At 73.5% G+C, this 17,269-nt stretch carries 23 protein-coding genes; 22 read left to right on the top strand and 1 reads right to left on the bottom strand.

Going from position 1 to position 17,269, the window contains the following annotated elements:
- The first annotated feature begins 16 nt into the window (after positions 1-16).
- From hisD to hisF, 8 genes are read left to right on the top strand one after another with little or no spacing between them, the layout of a single operon-like run.
- Entirely contained in the window at positions 17-1,324 is a 1,308-nt protein-coding gene (gene hisD / locus ACFYNO_RS02345) for a histidinol dehydrogenase (protein WP_388003828.1), read from the top strand.
- Positions 1,324-2,430: a histidinol-phosphate transaminase gene (locus ACFYNO_RS02340; protein WP_388003825.1), complete on the top strand. Its 1,107-nt coding sequence runs from the start codon at positions 1,324-1,326 to the stop codon at positions 2,428-2,430. The genes hisD and ACFYNO_RS02340 overlap by 1 nt, the downstream gene beginning before the upstream one ends.
- On the top strand, positions 2,427-3,020 hold the full coding sequence (hisB, locus tag ACFYNO_RS02335; protein WP_388003822.1) for an imidazoleglycerol-phosphate dehydratase HisB: 594 nt from the start codon (positions 2,427-2,429) through the stop codon (positions 3,018-3,020). Before ACFYNO_RS02340 ends, hisB begins: the two co-directional genes overlap by 4 nt.
- On the top strand, positions 3,017-3,169 hold the full coding sequence (locus tag ACFYNO_RS02330; protein ID WP_388003819.1) for a hypothetical protein: 153 nt from the start codon (positions 3,017-3,019) through the stop codon (positions 3,167-3,169). Before hisB ends, ACFYNO_RS02330 begins: the two co-directional genes overlap by 4 nt.
- Before the next feature lie 21 nt (positions 3,170-3,190).
- On the top strand, positions 3,191-3,826 hold the full coding sequence (hisH, locus tag ACFYNO_RS02325; protein ID WP_388003816.1) for an imidazole glycerol phosphate synthase subunit HisH: 636 nt from the start codon (positions 3,191-3,193) through the stop codon (positions 3,824-3,826).
- 20 nt (positions 3,827-3,846) lie between these two features.
- Entirely contained in the window at positions 3,847-4,572 is a 726-nt protein-coding gene (gene priA / locus ACFYNO_RS02320) for a bifunctional 1-(5-phosphoribosyl)-5-((5-phosphoribosylamino)methylideneamino)imidazole-4-carboxamide isomerase/phosphoribosylanthranilate isomerase PriA (protein WP_388003813.1), read from the top strand.
- Entirely contained in the window at positions 4,569-5,000 is a 432-nt protein-coding gene (locus tag ACFYNO_RS02315) for a Rid family hydrolase (RefSeq protein ID WP_388003810.1), read from the top strand. The genes priA and ACFYNO_RS02315 overlap by 4 nt, the downstream gene beginning before the upstream one ends.
- Positions 4,997-5,767, top strand: coding sequence for an imidazole glycerol phosphate synthase subunit HisF (gene hisF, locus ACFYNO_RS02310; RefSeq protein WP_388003807.1), 771 nt, complete (start codon positions 4,997-4,999; stop codon positions 5,765-5,767). Before ACFYNO_RS02315 ends, hisF begins: the two co-directional genes overlap by 4 nt.
- A 14-nt stretch (positions 5,768-5,781) precedes the next feature.
- On the opposite strand, the gene ACFYNO_RS02305 is transcribed toward hisF, so the two are convergent.
- A complete protein-coding gene (locus tag ACFYNO_RS02305; RefSeq protein ID WP_388003804.1) occupies positions 5,782-6,324 on the bottom strand; it encodes a hypothetical protein in 543 nt (180 codons plus the stop codon).
- Between the two features lie 88 nt (positions 6,325-6,412).
- Between ACFYNO_RS02305 and hisI the strand changes: the two genes are divergently transcribed.
- From hisI to ACFYNO_RS02235, 14 genes are all read left to right on the top strand, one after another.
- Positions 6,413-6,796 (top strand): phosphoribosyl-AMP cyclohydrolase, encoded by a 384-nt coding sequence (hisI, locus tag ACFYNO_RS02300; RefSeq protein WP_388003801.1) that lies wholly within the window; start codon positions 6,413-6,415, stop codon positions 6,794-6,796.
- A gap of 43 nt (positions 6,797-6,839) precedes the next feature.
- Positions 6,840-8,363 carry an anthranilate synthase component I gene (locus ACFYNO_RS02295; protein ID WP_388003798.1) on the top strand — a complete coding sequence of 508 codons (1,524 nt, stop codon included), beginning with the start codon at positions 6,840-6,842 and terminating at the stop codon, positions 8,361-8,363.
- 26 nt (positions 8,364-8,389) lie between these two features.
- On the top strand, positions 8,390-9,007 hold the full coding sequence (locus ACFYNO_RS02290) for a TIGR02234 family membrane protein (RefSeq protein ID WP_388003795.1): 618 nt from the start codon (positions 8,390-8,392) through the stop codon (positions 9,005-9,007).
- 121 nt (positions 9,008-9,128) lie between these two features.
- A complete protein-coding gene (locus ACFYNO_RS02285; RefSeq protein ID WP_388003792.1) occupies positions 9,129-9,428 on the top strand; it encodes an HGxxPAAW family protein in 300 nt (99 codons plus the stop codon).
- 160 nt (positions 9,429-9,588) lie between these two features.
- The gene (locus tag ACFYNO_RS02280; protein ID WP_388003789.1) at positions 9,589-10,026 is read left to right on the top strand and encodes a DUF2752 domain-containing protein; all 438 of its coding nucleotides are present in this window, start codon (positions 9,589-9,591) and stop codon (positions 10,024-10,026) included.
- 202 nt (positions 10,027-10,228) lie between these two features.
- Positions 10,229-11,035: an indole-3-glycerol phosphate synthase TrpC gene (trpC, locus tag ACFYNO_RS02275; protein WP_388003787.1), complete on the top strand. Its 807-nt coding sequence runs from the start codon at positions 10,229-10,231 to the stop codon at positions 11,033-11,035.
- A 7-nt stretch (positions 11,036-11,042) separates the two neighbouring features.
- Positions 11,043-11,201 (top strand): tryptophan biosynthesis modulator TrpM, encoded by a 159-nt coding sequence (gene trpM, locus ACFYNO_RS02270; RefSeq protein WP_388003784.1) that lies wholly within the window; start codon positions 11,043-11,045, stop codon positions 11,199-11,201.
- Between the two features lie 37 nt (positions 11,202-11,238).
- Positions 11,239-12,474, top strand: a complete 1,236-nt coding sequence (trpB, locus tag ACFYNO_RS02265; RefSeq protein ID WP_388003781.1) for a tryptophan synthase subunit beta — start codon at positions 11,239-11,241, stop codon at positions 12,472-12,474.
- Positions 12,471-13,298 (top strand): tryptophan synthase subunit alpha, encoded by an 828-nt coding sequence (gene trpA, locus ACFYNO_RS02260; RefSeq protein WP_388003778.1) that lies wholly within the window; start codon positions 12,471-12,473, stop codon positions 13,296-13,298. Before trpB ends, trpA begins: the two co-directional genes overlap by 4 nt.
- Before the next feature lie 192 nt (positions 13,299-13,490).
- Complete coding sequence (locus ACFYNO_RS02255; protein WP_388003775.1) at positions 13,491-13,667, top strand: hypothetical protein; 177 nt, start codon at positions 13,491-13,493, stop codon at positions 13,665-13,667.
- Between the two features lie 142 nt (positions 13,668-13,809).
- A complete protein-coding gene (locus ACFYNO_RS02250; RefSeq protein ID WP_388003772.1) occupies positions 13,810-14,283 on the top strand; it encodes a MauE/DoxX family redox-associated membrane protein in 474 nt (157 codons plus the stop codon).
- A 49-nt stretch (positions 14,284-14,332) separates the two neighbouring features.
- A complete protein-coding gene (locus ACFYNO_RS02245; RefSeq protein ID WP_388003769.1) occupies positions 14,333-15,196 on the top strand; it encodes a DsbA family protein in 864 nt (287 codons plus the stop codon).
- Between the two features lie 103 nt (positions 15,197-15,299).
- Positions 15,300-16,223: a prolipoprotein diacylglyceryl transferase gene (lgt, locus tag ACFYNO_RS02240; RefSeq protein ID WP_388003766.1), complete on the top strand. Its 924-nt coding sequence runs from the start codon at positions 15,300-15,302 to the stop codon at positions 16,221-16,223.
- Positions 16,224-16,416: 193 nt separating this feature from the next.
- Entirely contained in the window at positions 16,417-17,139 is a 723-nt protein-coding gene (locus tag ACFYNO_RS02235) for a VIT1/CCC1 transporter family protein (protein WP_388004314.1), read from the top strand.
- Positions 17,140-17,269: the final 130 nt, after the last annotated feature.

The following is a 17,269-nucleotide window of genomic DNA, read 5'->3' as shown; positions in this document are numbered from 1 at the left end:
CCTTACACTTGGGCCTGTGATCTCTCGAATCGACCTGCGCGACGCCACCGGCGACCCGCGGGACCTGCTGCCCCGTGCCGAGTTCGACGTGGAGGACGCCCTGGAGAAGGTGCGTCCGATCTGCGAGGACGTACGCCATCGCGGGGTCGCGGCGCTGATCGAGATCACCGAGCGGTTCGACGGGGTGAAGCTGGAGTCCACCCGGGTCCCGCAGCAGGAGATCACCGCCGCGCTGGAGACCCTGGACCCGAAGGTCCGGGCCGCGCTGGAGGAGACCATCCGCCGGGTCCGGATCGTGCACCGCGCGCAGCGCCGCACGGACCACACCGTGCAGGTCGTGCCGGGCGGTTCGGTCACGGAGCGCTGGGTCCCGATGGACCGGGTCGGCCTCTACGTGCCGGGCGGCCTGGCGGTCTACCCGTCCTCCGTGGTGATGAACGTCATCCCGGCCCAGGAGGCCGGCGTCGAGGGCATCGCGGTGACCTCCCCGCCGCAGAAGGCGTTCGGCGGCAAGGTGCACCCGGTGGTGCTGGCGGCCTGCGCCCTGCTGGACGTCACCGAGGTCTACTCGGTGGGCGGCGCCCAGGCGGTCGCGATGTTCGCCTACGGCACCGAGGAGTGCGCCCCGGTCAACCTGGTGACCGGCCCCGGCAACATCTTCGTGGCCGCCGCCAAGCGCCTGCTCAAGGGCCGGATCGGCATCGACGCCGAGGCCGGCCCGACCGAGATCATGGTGCTGGCCGACGACAGCGCCGAGCCCGCCGAGGTCGCCGCCGACCTGATCAGCCAGGCCGAGCACGACCCGATGGCCGCCTCCGTGCTGGTCACCGACTCGCTCGCGCTGGCCGACGCGGTCGAGGCCGAGCTGGTGAAGCAGGTGGCCGAAACCAGGCACCGCGAGCGCGTCACCACCGCGCTGGGCGGCAGGCAGTCCGCGATCGTGCTGGTCGACGGCGTCGAGCAGGGCCTCGAGGTGGCGAACGCCTACGCCGCCGAGCACCTGGAGGTGCAGACCCGGGACGCGGCCGCCGTCGCCGCCAAGGTGCGCAACGCCGGCGCGATCTTCGTCGGCCGGTTCGCCCCGGTCTCGCTGGGCGACTACGCGGCCGGCTCCAACCACGTGCTGCCCACCGCCGGCTGCGCCTGCCACTCCTCCGGCCTGTCCGTGCAGTCCTTCCTGCGCGGGATCCACGTGGTCGACTACAGCAAGGACGCGCTCGCCGAGGTCGCCGAGCACGTGGTCAACCTGGCGAACGCCGAGGACCTGCCCGGTCACGGTGACGCGATCCGCGCCCGCTTCGACTGGACGGTGCCCAGCAGCTGATGAACATCGACGACCTGCCGATCCGCGAGGAGCTGCGCGGACAGTCGCCCTACGGCGCCCCGCAGCTGGACGTCCCGGTCCAGCTCAACACCAACGAGAACCCCTACCAGCTGCCCGAGGAGCTGGTCGCCCGGATCGCCGAGCGGGTCGCCGAGGCCGCCCGCGGCCTCAACCGCTACCCGGACCGGGACGCGGTCGAACTGCGCACCGGGCTGGCCCGCTACCTCACCGAGACCACCGGGGCCGAGCTGACGGTCCGCCAGGTCTGGGCGGCCAACGGCTCCAACGAGATCATCCAGCAGCTGCTGCAGACCTTCGGCGGCCCGGGCCGGCGCGCGCTGGGCTTCGAGCCCAGCTACCAGATGCACGAGCTGATCGCCCGCGGCACCGGCACCGGCTGGGTGGCCGGCCCGCGCACGGCGGACTTCACCATCGACGAGGCAGCCGCCGGGGCCGCGCTCGCCGAGCACCGCCCGGACGTGCTCTTCATCTGCTCGCCGAACAACCCGACCGGCACCGCCGTGGCCCGCGAGACCGTCCTGCGGCTCTACGACGCCGCCCAGGCCGTCAAGCCCACCATGGTCATCGTGGACGAGGCCTACGTGGAGTTCTCCCACCAGGACTCGCTGCTGCCGCTGATCGAGGGCCGCCCGCTGCTGGTGGTCACCCGCACCATGTCCAAGGCCTTCGGCGCGGCCGGCCTGCGCCTGGGCTACCTGGCCGCCGACCCGGCCGTGGTCGACGCGGTGCAGCTGGTCCGGCTGCCCTACCACCTGTCGGCCGTCACCCAGGCCACCGCGCTGGCCTGCCTGGAGCACACCGACACCCTGCTCGGGTACGTGCAGCGGCTCAAGGCCGGGCGCGACGAGGTGGTCGAGCGGCTCACCGCGCTCGGCCTCGAGGTCACCGCCTCCGACGCCAACTTCGTCCAGTTCGGTGTCTTCGAGGACCCGCAGGCCGTCTGGCAGGCGCTCCTCGACCTCGGGGTGCTGGTCCGCAACAACGGGGTCCCCGGGCACCTGCGGGTCACCGCCGGCACCCCCGAGGAGAACGAGGCCTTCCTGCAGGCCGTCGCCACCGTGATCAAGGAGCTGTCCCCCGCATGACCCGTATCGGGCGCGTCGAACGCGCAACCAAGGAGACCACGGTCCTGGTCGAGATCGACCTCGACGGCACCGGTCGGACCGAGATCTCCACCGGGGTCGGGTTCTACGACCACATGCTGGACCAGCTCGGCCGGCACGGTCTGTTCGACCTCACCGTGAAGACCGAGGGCGACCTGCACATCGACACCCACCACACCATCGAGGACACCGCCCTCGCGCTGGGCGCCGCCTTCAAGCAGGCGCTCGGCGACAAGGTGGGCATCTACCGGTTTGGCAACTGCACCGTCCCGCTGGACGAGTCGCTGGCCCAGGTGACCGTCGACCTGTCCGGCCGCCCCTACCTGGTGCACACCGAGCCGGAGGGCATGGCGCCGATGATCGGCGCCTACGACACCACCATGACCCGGCACATCCTGGAGTCCTTCGTGGCCCAGGCGCAGGTCGCCCTGCACGTACACGTGCCCTACGGCCGCAACGCCCATCACATCGTGGAGTGCCAGTTCAAGGCGCTGGCCCGGGCGCTGCGCTACGCCTCGGAGCGCGACCCGCGCGCGGCCGGCATCCTGCCCTCCACCAAGGGGGCACTGTGAGCAACGCCGCCATCGCGCTGATCGCCGTCGGCCTCTTCCTGGCCGGCGGGGTGTACTCCCTCTGGAAGCAGAAGGTCGCCAAGGGCGTCATCGCCGTGCTCGCCATCGGGTCGGTCATGGCCCTCTCGGCCGGCCTGCTGCGGCTCTAGAACAGAGACGGGATCCCCCTGATGGGCAAGAACGTTGTGGTGCTCGACTACGGCTCCGGCAACCTGCGCTCGGCGCAGCGCGCGATGGAGCGCACCGGCGCCACCGTCACCGTGACCTCCGACTTCCAGACCGCGATGGACGCCGACGGGCTGCTGGTCCCCGGCGTCGGCGCCTACGAGGCCTGCATGCGCGGGCTGAAGGCGGTCCGCGGCGAGCAGATCATCGGCCGGCGGCTGGCCGGCGGCCGCCCGGTGCTGGGCATCTGCGTCGGCATGCAGATCCTCTTCGCCCGCGGCGTCGAGCACGGCGTGGAGACCACCGGCTGCGACGAGTGGCCGGGCACGGTCGACCGGCTGCGCGCCCCGATCGTGCCGCACATGGGCTGGAACACGGTCGACGCCCCGCAGGGCAGCCGGCTCTTCGCCGGCCTGGACCCGCAGACCCGGTTCTACTTCGTGCACTCCTACGCGGTCCGCCACTGGGAGCTGCAGGTCACCAACGCGAAGATCAATCCGCCACTGGTGACCTGGGCCACCCACGGCGAGCCGTTCGTCGCGGCGGTGGAGAACGGCCCGCTCTGGGCCACCCAGTTCCACCCCGAGAAGTCCGGCGACGCCGGCGCCGCCCTGCTGACCAACTGGGTCGACACCCTCTGACGCTGGAAGAACAGACACCCATGAGCCGCCTCGAACTGCTGCCCGCCGTCGACATCCGCAACGGCCAGGCGGTCCGCCTGGTCAAGGGCGCCTCCGGCACCGAGACCTCCTTCGGCGAGCCGCTGGCCGCCGCCCTGGCCTGGCAGGAGGCCGGTGCCGAGTGGCTGCACCTGGTCGACCTGGACGCGGCCTTCGGCACCGGCGACAACCGCGGGCTGACCCGCGAGATCGCCGGCACCCTGGACATCAAGGTCGAGCTCTCCGGCGGCATCCGCGACGACGAGTCGCTGGCCCGCGCGCTGGCCACCGGCTGCACCCGGGTCAACCTGGGCACCGCCGCGCTGGAGTCCCCCGAGTGGGTGGCCAAGGCGATCGCCGAGCACGGCGACAGGATCGCCGTCGGCCTGGACGTGATCGGCACCCAGCTGCGCGGCCGCGGCTGGACCACCGAGGGCCCGGACCTGTTCGAGGTGCTGGCCCGGCTCGACGCCGAGGGCTGCGCCCGCTACGTGGTCACCGACGTCAACCGGGACGGCACCCTGACCGGTCCCAACCTGGAGCTGCTGCGCCGGGTCTGCGCCGCCACCGACAAGCCCGTGGTGGCCTCCGGCGGCGTGTCCTCACTCGACGACCTGCGGGCGATCGCCACCCTGGTACCCGAGGGCGTGGAGGGCTCGATCGTCGGGAAGGCCCTCTACGAGAGCAAGTTCACCCTCGCCGAGGCCTTGGAGGCTGTGTCATCGTGACGGACCGTCGGATCGTGCGCGGCAGGCTGATCGGAAACTCCCCGCAGGACGAGCAGTTCGGCTCCGCCCGGGCGGTGGCCGCCGGCGACCACCTGTACGTGGCGGGCTGCTCGGCCGGCTCGGCCGGCGGCGACGACGCCTGGGGCGATCCGTACGAGCAGGCCAGGGCCGCCTTCGCGGCCGGCCTGGACGCCCTCGCCGCGTACGGTCTGACAGCGGACCAGGTGGTCCGCACCCGGATGTACCTGACCCACGCCCGGGACGCCGACGCGGTGGCCCTGGCCCACCGCGAGCTGTTCGGCGAGGTCCGCCCGGCCGTCACCGTGCTGGTGGTGGCCGGTCTCGCCGACCCCCGCTCGCTGGTCGAAATCGAGCTCGACGCCTATCGCGCCGGACTCGCCACCTCCCTGGAAGGCAACGCACCATGACCCTCGCGGTCCGAGTCATCCCCTGCCTGGACGTGGACGCCGGACGGGTCGTCAAGGGCGTCAACTTCCAGAACCTGCGCGACGCCGGGGACCCGGTCGAGCTGGCCAAGCGGTACGACGCCGAGGGCGCCGACGAGCTGACCTTCCTGGACATCACCGCCTCCTCCGGCGACCGCGCCACCACCTACGACGTGGTCCGCCGCACCGCCGAGCAGGTCTTCATCCCGCTCACCGTGGGCGGCGGCGTGCGCACCGCCGAGGACGTGGACAAGCTGCTGCGGGCCGGCGCCGACAAGGTGGGCGTCAACACCGCGGCGATCGCCCGCCCGGAGCTGCTGCGGGAGATCGCCGAGCGGTTCGGCCGCCAGGTGCTGGTGCTCTCGGTGGACGCCCGGCGGACCGAGCCCGGCACGGTGACCGCCTCCGGCTGGGAGGTCACCACCCACGGCGGCCGGCGCGGCACCGGCCTGGACGCGGTCGAGTGGGCGGTCCGGGCCGCCGAGCTGGGCGCGGGCGAGATCCTGCTCAACTCGATGGACGCGGACGGCACCAAGGACGGCTACGACCTGGCGATGATCCGGGCCGTGCGGGCCGAGGTCGCGGTGCCGGTGATCGCCTCCGGCGGCGCCGGCAAGCTCGCCGACTTCGCCCCGGCGGTGGCGGCCGGGGCGGACGCGGTGCTGGCCGCCTCGGTCTTCCACTTCGGCGACCTGCGGATCGGCCAGGTCAAGGACGCGCTGCGGGAGGCCGGCCACCCGGTCCGCTGACGATCGGCGGCCCGTCACTTCTTCAGCGGCGCCGACAGCTTGGTGCCGCCCTCGCGCACCGAGCCGGTGAGCAGGCAGCTGACGTCCCGGGAGCCCTGCGCGTAGTACTTCAGTGCCGGGCCCATCGGGAAGCTGTACCAGGTGCCGCCGCCCTGCGCGGTCTGCGCGGTGTCCGCGAACGGCTGGCAGGCCTTGCGCAGCGCGGCGGCGATCTCGCTGTCCTTGGTCAGCCCGTCCGGCAGCAGCGGGTTGCCGATCACCTCGCCGTCGTGCGGCCCGTCGCAGGGCCGGGCCTGCGCGGTGGTGATCACCGGGCTCAGCTGCGGGTGGTCCACGCAGGTGCCCACCGGGAACCACGGGTACGGCACCTGCTTGCTCGGGGAGGGGCTGGGCGAGGGCGTGGGGGAGGCCGGCGGCGAGGAGGACGGGGGCGGCGGCGCGGCGGCAGGCTTCGCCTTGGCGTGCGGCCAGAACAGCGCCACCGCCACCCCGGCGAGGGCGATCAGCAGGACGGCCAGCAGCAGCAACCGGCCGGTGGGACGCGCGGACTGGGTCATGCGCACCAGAATCCCGCAGCCGGCGGCGCACCGGAGCCGTTTCCGGCAGATGGCCACCCGCCGCAGCGGCCCCGCCGGTGCTGCCAGAATGGTTCGCATGTCCTCCGCATCGCCCGCCGCACCCGGCAGCACCCCCCTCGACCAGGCCGTCGCCGCCCGCCTCAAGCGCACCCCGGACGGTCTGCTGCCGGCCATCGCGCAGCAGTACGACACCGGCGAGGTGCTGATGCTCGGCTGGATGGACGACGAGGCGCTGCACCGCACCCTCACCACCGGCCGCTGCACCTACTGGAGCCGCAGCCGCCGGGAGTACTGGGTCAAGGGCGACACCTCCGGCCACTTCCAGCACGTCAAGTCGGTCGCACTGGACTGCGACGGCGACACCCTGCTGGTCAAGGTCGACCAGGTCGGCGCGGCCTGCCACACCGGCGCCCGGACCTGCTTCGACGAGGACGTCCTGCTCGCCCCCTGAACCACCGTCAGCACAACGCACGCCACGAGGATCGGTGCCCCCCATGGATCTCGACGCCTTCCGCACGCTCGCGGCCGACACCCGGGTCATCCCGGTCACCCGCCGACTCCTGGCGGACGGGCTCACGCCGGTCGGCCTCTACCGCAGCCTGGCCGGCGAGCGCCCCGGCACCTTCCTGCTGGAGTCGGCCGAGCAGGGCCGCAGCTGGTCGCGCTACTCCTTCGTCGGCGTGCGCAGCGCGGCCGCCCTCACCGTGGACCCGCAGGGCGGCGCCCGCTGGCTGGGCAGTCCGCCGGTCGGCATCCCGCAGACCGGCGACCCGCTGGAGGTGCTGCGCGCCGCGCTCGCCGCGCTGCACACCCCGCGGCCGGCCGACGACGGCCTGCCGCCGCTCACCGGCGGCCTGGTCGGCTACCTCGGCTACGACATCGTCCGCCGGCTGGAGAAGCTGCCCGACCTCAACCCGGACGACCTCGGCCTGCCCGAGCTGACCATGCTGCTCGCCACCGACCTCGCGGTGCTGGACCACGTGGACGGCACCGTGCTGCTGATCGCCAACGCGGTCAACCACAACGACCTGGCCAGCGGCGTGGACGAGGCCTACGCCGACGCGCTGGCCCGGCTGGACGCGATGGAGGCGGCGCTGGCCCGCCCGGTCGACCCGGGCCTGGCCCTGGTGCCCGCCGCACCGGCGGTGGAGGCCCGCTCGCCGTTCGGCGGCGCGCCCTACCAGGCCGCCGTGGAGGTGGTGAAGGAGCGGATCCGGGCCGGCGAGGCCTTCCAGGTGGTGCCCTCGCAGCGGTTCGAGGCGCCCTGCCCGGCCTCCGCGCTGGACGTCTACCGGGTGCTGCGCACCACCAACCCCAGCCCGTACATGTACCTCTTCCGGTTCCCCGGCCCGGACGGCGGCGCCGAGGGCGGCTTCGACGTGGTCGGCTCCAGCCCCGAGGCGCTGGTCAAGGTGACGGGCCGCCAGGCGATGCTGCACCCGATCGCCGGCACCCGGCACCGCGGCGCCACCCCGCAGGAGGACGCCGAGCTGGCGGCCGAGCTGCTGGCCGACCCCAAGGAGCGGGCCGAGCACCTGATGCTGGTCGACCTGGGCCGCAACGACCTGGGCCGGGTCTGCACCCCGGGCAGCGTCGAGGTGGTCGAGTTCATGGAGGTCGAGCGCTACAGCCACGTGATGCACATCGTCTCCACCGTCACCGGCGAGGTGGCCGAGGGGCGGACCGCCTTCGACGTGCTGACCGCCTGCTTCCCGGCCGGCACCCTCTCCGGGGCGCCCAAGCCGCGGGCGATGCGGATCATCGAGGAGCTGGAGCCCACCCGGCGCGGCCTGTACGGCGGCTGCGTCGGCTACCTGGACTTCGCCGGGGACGCCGACACGGCGATCGCGATCCGCACCGCGGTGCTGCGCGACTCGACGGCGTACGTGCAGGCGGGCGCGGGCGTGGTGGCCGACTCCGACCCGGTCGGCGAGGACACCGAGTGCCGCAACAAGGCCGCCGCGGTGCTCCGTGCGGTGGCCGCCGCCAACACCCTGGGCACCCCCGCGCGGGTCTGAGCGGGACGGCGGGGGACACTGGGACGGTGACAGCCGTACCTGCTCCCCGCACCGAGCCCGCCCCGCCCTCCCGCACCACCGCCGACCGGCGCAGCCTGGCGGTGATGCTGCTGCTGACCGTGCTGGGCGCCGTCCTGGTGCTCTGGGCGGTCGGCCGCACCTGGGCCTCCGGCACGGTGTCCGGGCTGGACGTGACCGCCAGCGGCAGCGACATCACCGGCGCGCCCGGCGCGCTGGCGCTGGTCGGGCTGGCCTCGGCGGTCGCGGTCTTCGCGGTGCGCGGGGCGGGCCGGCGGGTGCTCGGCGTGCTGGTGCTGCTGGCCGGCCTGGGCACGGCGGCCGCGGCGGGCCTGGGCGCGGGGGACAGCGCCACGGTGGACGCGGGCGCGGCCAAGAAGCTCGGGCTGACCGGGGTGGCGGCCGAGCAGGTCGGCCACACCGCCTGGCCCTGGGTGGCCCTGCTGGGCGGCCTGCTGCTGGCCGCGGCCGGCCTGCTCACCCTGCTGCGCGGCGCCGGCTGGCCGAGCATGGGCGCCCGCTACGACGCCCCGACCACCAAGCGCCGGCCCGCGGCGGCGACCGGCAACACCCCGGCCGACCTCTGGAAGGCGCTCGACCGGGGCGAGGATCCGACGGCGGGGTGACGCTTCCCCGGAGGTCGTGGGGTCAACCGTGACCGTCCTCACCCGGACCCGGCTTTGGAGCCCGGAACCGGGTCCGCAACAATGGTGGGTGACAGACCCGCGGAACCAAGGAGTACCCCAGATGTCTCGGCAAGCCCACGGACACACCACCGCTGCCTGGACCGGCGTGACCATCTCCTTCGTCGGCTTCTGCATCGCCGGCGTCGGCATGATCATGGCCAACGCGATCATCGTGGTCGGCGGCCTCGTGGTCGCCGCCGCCGCCGGTGCGGTCGGCCTGGCGATGAAGGCGGCGGGCATGGGCAAGCAGCCGGACCCGCAGGTCGAGAAGGTCCTCGCCGAGTTCCGCGAGCTGCGCGCCTCCGGCGTCACCGCCGCCGCCGCCGGCAGCACCGAGGCGGTCACCGCCGGCGCCCACTGACGCCGCCCGCAGCACCTCCCCGGACCGGGGCGCCCGCCGACGAACGGCCGCGCGCCCCGGTCCGCGCGCGTTTCCGGGTCGGGCGCGCGGCGCCGCCGCGCACCCCCGCGGTCCGCGTGCCGTGCGCGTGCCCGGCGGCGGCAGGGGCAGAATCAGCACCGTGACCGCCCCCAGCACCCCGGCCGCCCGTCCGGTCCTGCGCCGCCTCGCCCGCCCGTTCGCCGCGGCGGCCGCCGTCGCGCTGCCCACCGCGTACATCGCCTCCGTGGACCCCAACGCGGCGGGCCACTACCCGACCTGCCCGTTCCTCCAGGCCACCGGCTGGTGGTGCCCGGGCTGCGGCGGCCTGCGCTGCGTGCACGCGCTGACCCGCGGCGAGCTGACCACCGCCGTGCACGACAACCTGCTCGCCGTGGTGCTCTTCGGCATCCTCGGCGTGCTCTGGATCCGCTGGGCCTTCGCCGAACTGACCGGGGGCCCCAAGCCCACCGTCGCCTTCGGCCGTGCCCGGCTGGCCGCCCTGCTGCTGGTGCTGCTGGCCTTCACCGTCCTGCGCAACCTGCCCGCCGGTGCGCACTTCGCACCCCCTGCCGCCTAGCCCAACGGGCGGTCGCACCGCCGCGACCTGCGGCTGAGCCGGTCCGCAGGGCGAGACGCGCGACGGGCGGATGCGATCCGAGCCGCCCGGTGCCGATACCATCGACACTGCCGACGGGGGGTGGCACCGATGTGCCGTACCCGGTCGGCCAGTGGATTCGCGTGGACTGACCAGGCGAGCCAGCGAAGGGAGAGGCAGTCGCATGAGCGTGCTCGACGACATCGTCGCCGGTGTCCGGGAGGATCTCGCCGAGCGGCAGGCCCGGGTCCCGCTGGACCGGCTCAAGGAGCTGGCCGCGCAGGCCCCGGACGCAAAGGACGGCGTGGCCGCGCTGCGCGGCGAGGGCGTGCGGGTGATCTGCGAGGTCAAGCGCTCCAGCCCGTCCAAGGGCGCGCTGGCCGCCATCGCCGATCCGGCCGCGCTGGCCGCGGACTACGCCGCCGGCGGTGCCGCCGCGATCAGCGTGCTCACCGAGCAGCGCCGGTTCGGCGGCTCGCTGGCCGACCTGGACGCGGTCCGGGCCGCGGTGGACACCCCGCTGCTCCGCAAGGACTTCATCGTCACCGCCTACCAGCTCTGGGAGGCCCGGGCGCACGGCGCCGACCTGGCGCTGCTGATCGTCGCCGCGCTGGACCAGCCGGCCCTGGTCTCGCTGATCGAGCGGGCCGGGTCGATCGGCCTGACCCCGCTGGTCGAGGTGCACGACGAGGAGGAGATCGCCCGCGCGCTGGACGCCGGTGCCCGGGTGATCGGCGTCAACGCCCGCAACCTGAAGACCCTCGAGGTCCACCGGGACACCTTCGCCAACGTGGTGCACGCGATCCCGGACCACGTGGTGAAGGTCGCCGAGTCGGGCGTGCGCGGCCCGCACGACCTGATCGCCTACGCCAACGAGGGCGCCGACGCGGTGCTGGTCGGCGAGTCGCTGGTGACCGGCAAGGACCCGCGCACCGCCGTCGCCGACCTGGTCGCCGCCGGCGCCCACCCGGCCCTGCGGAACAAGGGCTGATCCGCCCGTGTCCCTCGCCGCCCGCCTCGCCCCCGGCTGCCGCCCGCGCGGCTGCCGCGCGCCCGCCCGCCGGGTGCTGGGGCGGCGGGTGCGCTACGTGATCGGGTGCGAGCCGGGCCAGGTGCCCGGGCGCCGATGGCGCCGGACGGACCGTCACCACAGCTGACTCGTTCGTCCGACCACCATCCAAGGATCACTTCATCATGTCAGAGGATCTGACGGGCCTTCAGGTGCCCGATGCCCGGGGCTACTTCGGTGCCTACGGCGGCCGCTTCATCCCCGAGGCGCTGATCGCCGCGGTCGAGCAGGTCGCCGAGGAGTACGAGAAGGCCAAGGAGGACCCGGCCTTCATCGCCGAGCTCGACCTGCTTCTCAAGGACTACACCGGCCGCCCCAGCCCGCTCACCGACGTGCACCGGTTCTCCGCCGAGGCCGGCGGCGCCCGGGTGCTGCTCAAGCGCGAGGACCTCAACCACACCGGCTCGCACAAGATCAACAACGTGCTGGGCCAGGCGCTGCTCACCCGCCGGATGGGCAAGACCCGGATCATCGCCGAGACCGGCGCCGGCCAGCACGGTGTGGCCACCGCCACCGCCTGCGCGCTCTTCGGCTTCGACTGCACCATCTACATGGGTGAGGTGGACACCGAGCGCCAGGCGCTCAACGTCGCCCGGATGCGGATGCTCGGCGCCGAGGTGGTGGCCGTCAAGTCCGGCAGCCGCACCCTCAAGGACGCGATCAACGAGGCCTTCCGCGACTGGGTGGCCAACGTCGACTCCACCCACTACCTGTTCGGCACGGTGGCCGGCCCGCACCCGTTCCCGGCCATGGTCCGCGACTTCCACCGGGTGATCGGCGTGGAGGCCCGGGCCCAGGTGCTGGAGCGCACCGGCCGGCTGCCCGACGCCGTGGCCGCCTGCGTCGGGGGCGGCTCCAACGCGATGGGCATCTTCCACGAGTTCATCCCGGACGCGGGCGTGCGGCTGATCGGCTTCGAGCCGGCCGGCGAGGGCCTGGAGACCGAGCGGCACGGCGCCACCCTGACCAAGGGCACCCCCGGCGTGCTGCACGGCATGCGCACCTACGTGCTGCAGGACGAGGACGGCCAGACCGTCGAGAGCCACTCGATCTCGGCCGGCCTGGACTACCCCGGCATCGGCCCCGAGCACGCCTGGCTGAAGGACACCGGCCGGGCCGAGTACCGGGCGGTCACCGACGACGCGGCGATGCAGGCGCTGCGCCTGCTGTCGCGCACCGAGGGCATCATCCCGGCGATCGAGAGCGCCCACGCGCTGGCCGGCGCGCTGGAGCTGGGCCGCGAGCTCGGCCCGGACGCGACCATCCTGGTCAGCCTCTCCGGCCGCGGCGACAAGGACATGCACACCGCCGCCAAGTACTTCGGCCTCTACGACGACGCCGCCCAGGGGGAGACCCGATGACCTCGAAGCTCGGCACCAGCAAGCTGACGGGCCGTCTGGCCGACGCGAAGGCGGAGGGCCGGGGCGCGCTGATCGGCTACCTGCCGGCCGGCTTCCCGACCGTGGACGGCGGCATCCGGGCGATCAACGCGCTGATCGAGGGCGGCTGCGACGTGGTCGAGATCGGCCTGCCGCACTCCGACCCGGTGCTGGACGGCCCGACCATCCAGACCGCCGACGACATCGCGCTGCGCGGCGGCGTCCGGATCAAGGACGTGCTGCGCACCGTGCAGGAGGTGGCCGCCGCCCACCCGGCCGCCGCGGTGCTGGTGATGACCTACTGGAACCCGGTGGACCAGTACGGCACCGCCCGGTTCGCGGCCGACCTGGCCGCCGCCGGCGGCGTCGGGGTGATCCTGCCCGACCTGCCGGTGGAGGAGTCCGCCGAGTGGCGGGCGGCCGCCGCCGAGCACGGCCTGGACACCGTCTTCGTGGTCGCCCCGTCCAGCAAGGACGCCCGGCTGGCCCAGGTGACCGCGGCCGGCAGCGGCTTTGTCTACGCGGCCGCGGTGATGGGCGTGACCGGCTCCCGGGCCCAGGTCGGCGAGCTGGCCGAGGACCTGGTGGCCCGCACCCGGGCCACCACGGACCTGCCGGTCTGCGTCGGCCTGGGGGTCTCCACCGGCGAGCAGGCGGCCCAGGTGGCCGGCTTCGCCGACGGTGTGATCGTCGGCTCGGCCTTCGTCCAGCGGCTGCTGGACGCCGGGCAGGACGAGGAGGCCGGACTGGCCGCCGTCCGCGCGCTGGCCGGGGAGCTGGCCCGGGGCGTGCGCACCCGCGCCTGACACACCGACCGACCTGACGGCCCGTCGCCCCCGTATCCGAGGGGGCGGCGGGCCGTCGTCGTGCGCTCGCCCGTGCGGGTGATTTCGACGCCCCTGACGTGTCATCAACCCGGGTGAGGCGTTGGACCGGGGGCGGACCGGGGAATGGTCACCGTCCCCCGTTCGTGCATCCCAACCCCTGGAGGCGAGGCCGTGGCTCGGGTCCACCGCGCGGTACTGCTCCGGGCCGTCGCGGCCGCCCTCGCGCTGGCCGCGGCCTACGGCAGCGAGCACGCGGTGGGGCACGCACTGGCTCGCCGCGGAGCCGAACTGGCGGCCCACCAGGGCGCGGACCGGCAGCAGCACTCCGGCCAGCCGCACCACCGCTGACGCACCGTCAGTCCCGCCGTTCACCCAAACGGGCTAATGGGACACTTTGGTGCATTCAGCACCAATCCCCTACGGTTCATCAGGTAGCTCCGGCGGGCCCTCCGGCCCGGCAGCGGAGGTCGTGGTGGAGGGGGTAGGCAGCATGCGTCGGCTGGTGGACGGGCCCGCGGCGGAGTGGATCAGCACCGTGGTCCGGCTGGGGCTGGCCGTGGTCTGGGCCTGGGCCGGACTGGCCAAGATCTCCGATCCGGCCGTCGCCGCGCAGGCGGTGCGGGCCTACCGGATCCTGCCCGAGGGGCTGGTCAAGCCGGTCGGCTACGGGCTGCCGTTCCTGGAGCTGGCGCTCGCGCTGCTGCTGCTGGTCGGCCTCGGGACGCGGATCGCCGCGGTGATCTCCATCGTGCTGCTGCTCACCTTCATCGCCGGGATCAGCTCGGCCTGGGCCCGGGGCATCTCGATCGACTGCGGCTGCTTCGGCGGCGGCGGCGCGGTGGACAGCTCGCAGACCCAGTACGGCCAGGAGATCGCCCGCGACTGCGGGTTCCTGCTGCTCGCCGGCTGGCTGGTCTACCGGCCGCGCTCCAAGGCCTCGCTGGACGCCTGGCTGGACCTGTGAGCCGGCCGCCCGCCGTGCCCCATCCAAAGACCCGGAAGCTGATGTTCAGGTGAGTGAGAAGAACCGAGATGGCAAGCGCACCGCCCGCGAGCGGATGCAGCAGGAGCGGGTGGAGCAGGAGGCCAAGGACGCCCGCCGCAAGAAGCTGCTGGCGATCGGCGCGGTGCTGGTGGTGATCCTGGCCGGCGTCGGCATCGGCATCGCGGTGCAGAACAGCCGCTCCGCCTCGGACACCCCCGCGGCCGCGCCGGCCGGTGCGATCGGTCCGAAGAACCTGGTGATCCCGGACGGCCCGGCCAACGCCCCGGCCACCCTCACCGTCTACGAGGACCCGCGCTGCCCCGCCTGCGGCCAGTTCGAGCGCGAGTTCGCCCCGACCGTGGACCAGCTGCAGGACCAGGGCAAGCTGTACGGCAACTACCACATCGTCTCGTTCATCGACCGGCACGACAGTGGCAAGGGCTCCAAGAACGGCGCCAACGCGCTGGCCTGCGCCCAGGACGCGGGCTACTTCCGCGCCTACCACGACGTGCTCTACAAGAACCAGCCGGACGAGACGGTGGACGCCTGGAAGGACAAGTCCAAGCTGGTCGAGCTGGCCAAGCAGGTGCCGGGGCTGGACACGCCGGCCTTCGAGAACTGCGTCAACACCAACCACTTCGGCAGCTGGGTCTCGGCGGTGGAGCAGGACTTCGACAAGTCCGGCTACACCTCCACCCCGACCGTGCTGCTCAACGGCAAGCCGATCTACCCGAAGAACGGCAACGACGAGATCACCCCGGACAACCTGGTGAAGTGGGTGGACGAGGCGATCCAGAACAAGCCGCTTGGCACCACCGGCAGCGCCTCCGCCAGCCCGGCGCCGACCAGCACCGCCGCAGAGAAGGATCCCAACCAGAGCCCGACCGGCTGAACGGCCGCCGGTTCGGACGCGTACTCCTGCGGGGGCCGTGTCCGAACCGGTATGCCCGGCGGTTCGGGCTTCAAGGTCACGACACGGTAGCGTCGGTGGTGCCATGGAACTCGCTTACATCCCGAGCCCGTCGCGGGGCGTCATCCACCTCGGACCGATCCCGCTGCGCGCGTACGCCTTCTGCATCATCATCGGTGTCGCCGTCGCCGTCTGGCTCGGCAGCAAGCGGTGGGTCGCCCGGGGCGGTGCCAAGCACACGGTCGGCGACATCGCCGTCTGGGCGGTGCCGTTCGGCCTGGTCGGCGGCCGGCTGTACCACGTCATCACCGACCACCAGCTCTACTTCGACCCGGGGCAGAACCCGTGGAACGCCTTCAAGATCTGGGAGGGCGGCCTCGGCATCTGGGGCGCGATCGCGCTGGGCGCGGTCGGCGCCTGGATCGGCTGCCGCCGCCGGGGCGTGCCGCTGCCGGCCTACGCGGACGCCATCGCGCCCGGGATCGCGCTGGCCCAGGCCTGCGGGCGCTGGGGCAACTGGTTCAACCAGGAGCTCTACGGGCGGTCGACCACGATGCCCTGGGGCCTGAAGATCGACAAGGTGGAGCCGGACGGCACCCGGATCACCGGGGTCTTCCAGCCCACCTTCCTCTACGAGTCGCTCTGGTGCGTGGGCGTCGCGGTGCTGGTGATCTGGGCGGACCGCAAGTGGCGGCTGGGGCACGGCCGGGCGTTCGCGCTCTACGCGATGGCCTACACGGTGGGCCGGGCCTGGATCGAGTACCTGCGGGTGGACGAGGCGCACCACTTCCTCGGACTGCGGCTGAACGACTGGACCTCGCTGGTGGTCTTCGCCGGTGCGCTGGCCTACTTCGTGGTGGTCGGCCGGCGCCGGCCGGGCCGGGAGGCGCCGGACTCGATCGACCCGGCGGCGCACACGGAGCCGGGCGCCGTGGAGCAGCCCGCCGAGGCGGCCCCGGTCGACAGGGAGCAGCCCTCCGAGGACCGCGAGCACCACGGCACCCCCTGACCCCGAGTCGGCCGCAGCGGCCCCGGAGCACCCGCTCCGGGGCCGCTGTTGTCTGACCTGTGAGACGGCCCCGGACGAAACCGCAGGTCAGCGAGGTAAGCCAGGGCTTCCTTGCTGGAATCTGTCGGACCGTCGAACTACGGTCGTACCGTCCCACCGCAGCAGGAGGTCCCCCATGAGCGCCGTCGTCAGCATGCCCGCGAGCGAGCCCGCCGCCCCCCGAGTACCCGCCGCCGGGCACCACCGCGACGTCAACGGCGGCTGGCTGCGGCCCGCGGTCTTCGGCGCGATGGACGGCCTGGTCTCCAACTTCGCGCTGATGACCGGCGTGGTCGGCGGCGCGGCCGCCAACAGCACGGTGATCCTCACCGGCCTGGCGGGCCTGGCCGCCGGCGCCTGCTCGATGGCGGCGGGGGAGTACACCTCGGTCGCCTCCCAGCGCGAGCTGGTGCAGGCCGAGATAGCCGCCGAGCGGATCGAGCTCAGCCGCAACCCGCAGGGCGAGCTGGCCGAGCTGGCCGAGCTCTACGTGGCCCGCGGGGTGGAGCCGGAGCTGGCCGCCGAGGTGGCCCGGCAGCTGACCCGGGACCCGGATCAGGCGCTGGAGGTGCACGTCCGGGAGGAGCTGGGGGTGGACCCCAACGACCTGCCGAGCCCGCTGGTGGCCGCCGTCTCCTCGTTCGTCTGCTTCGCCAGTGGCGCCCTGCTGCCGCTGCTGCCCTACCTGCTGGGCGCCACCTCGCTGCTGCCGGCGCTGGTGCTGGCGGTGCTCGGGCTCTTCCTCTGCGGTGCGGTGGTGGCCCGGGTGACGGCCCGCAGCTGGTGGTACAGCGGGCTGCGCCAGCTGCTGCTGGGCGCCGGCGCGGCTGGGGTGACCTATCTGCTGGGCTGGCTGATCGGCGGACACGTCGGCTGAGGCCCGATCCGCGGATGTGTGGAACATCACTACAGACCGCGTATAGCAATGCAATTTTACGGCCCGGAGCGCTTTGGACCACAAGTCCGCTGCTCCGGGCCGTGTCGTACGGGTGAAATCGCAGGCACGG

Origin of the sequence: Kitasatospora sp. NPDC006697 (genome assembly GCF_042869935.1) — a bacterium.
In the GTDB taxonomy this organism is placed as follows: domain Bacteria; phylum Actinomycetota; class Actinomycetes; order Streptomycetales; family Streptomycetaceae; genus Kitasatospora.
Note: the sequence above shows the minus strand (reverse complement) of the source record. Positions and strands in the feature narration are given on the sequence as shown.